At 51.2% G+C, this 1305-nt stretch carries 1 rRNA gene; it reads left to right on the forward strand.

Annotated features, from left to right (window positions below):
- Positions 1-1305: ribosomal RNA gene (locus JQC93_RS20200) — 23S ribosomal RNA — on the forward strand; the annotation flags it as partial.

Genomic DNA, 1305 nt, shown 5'->3' on the forward strand with positions numbered 1-1305 from the left:
ACTTGTTGGGTGACTGCGTACCTTTTGTATAATGGGTCAGCGACTTAATTTTAGTAGCAAGGTTAACCGTATAGGGGAGCCGTAGGGAAACCGAGTCTTAACTGGGCGTCGAGTTGCTAGGATTAGACCCGAAACCAGGTGATCTAGCCATGGGCAGGTTGAAGGTTGAGTAACATCAACTGGAGGACCGAACCGACTAATGTTGAAAAATTAGCGGATGACTTGTGGCTAGGGGTGAAAGGCCAATCAAACCTGGAGATAGCTGGTTCTCCCCGAAAGCTATTTAGGTAGCGCCTCGGACGAATACCACTGGGGGTAGAGCACTGTTAAGGCTAGGGGGTCATCCCGACTTACCAACCCTTTGCAAACTCCGAATACCAGTGAGTACTATCCGGGAGACACACGGCGGGTGCTAACGTCCGTCGTGGAGAGGGAAACAACCCAGACCGCCAGCTAAGGTCCCAAAGTATAGCTAAGTGGGAAACGATGTGGGAAGGCTTAGACAGCTAGGATGTTGGCTTAGAAGCAGCCATCATTTAAAGAAAGCGTAATAGCTCACTAGTCGAGTCGGCCTGCGCGGAAGATGTAACGGGGCTAAGCTATACACCGAAGCTGCGGCAATGACTTTTAGTCATTGGGTAGGGGAGCGTTCTGTAAGCCGCTGAAGGTGGACTGTAAGGTCTGCTGGAGGTATCAGAAGTGCGAATGCTGACATGAGTAACGATAAAGGGGGTGAAAAACCCCCTCGCCGGAAGACCAAGGGTTCCTGTCCAACGTTAATCGGGGCAGGGTAAGTCGACCCCTAAGGCGAGGCCGAAAGGCGTAGTCGATGGGAAACGGGTTAATATTCCCGTACTTCTTACAATTGCGATGGGGGGACGGAGAAGGCTAAGTGGGCCTGGCGACGGTTGTCCAGGTTTAAGTATGTAGGCTGATTTCTTAGGTAAATCCGGGAAATCATTAGGCTGAGATACGATGTCGAGCTACTACGGTAGTGAAGTCACTGATGCCATGCTTCCAGGAAAAGCCTCTAAGCTTCAGATTGTAAGGAATCGTACCCCAAACCGACACAGGTGGTCGGGTAGAGAATACCAAGGCGCTTGAGAGAACTCGGGTGAAGGAACTAGGCAAAATGGTACCGTAACTTCGGGAGAAGGTACGCTCTCGACGGTGAAGTCCCTCGCGGATGGAGCTATTGGGAGTCGCAGATACCAGGTGGCTGCAACTGTTTATTAAAAACACAGCACTGTGCAAAATCGTAAGATGACGTATACGGTGTGACGCCTGCCCGGTGCCGGAAGGTTA

Origin of the sequence: Vibrio ulleungensis, from assembly GCF_016900875.1 — a bacterium.
In the GTDB taxonomy this organism is placed as follows: Bacteria; Pseudomonadota; Gammaproteobacteria; order Enterobacterales; family Vibrionaceae; genus Vibrio; species Vibrio ulleungensis.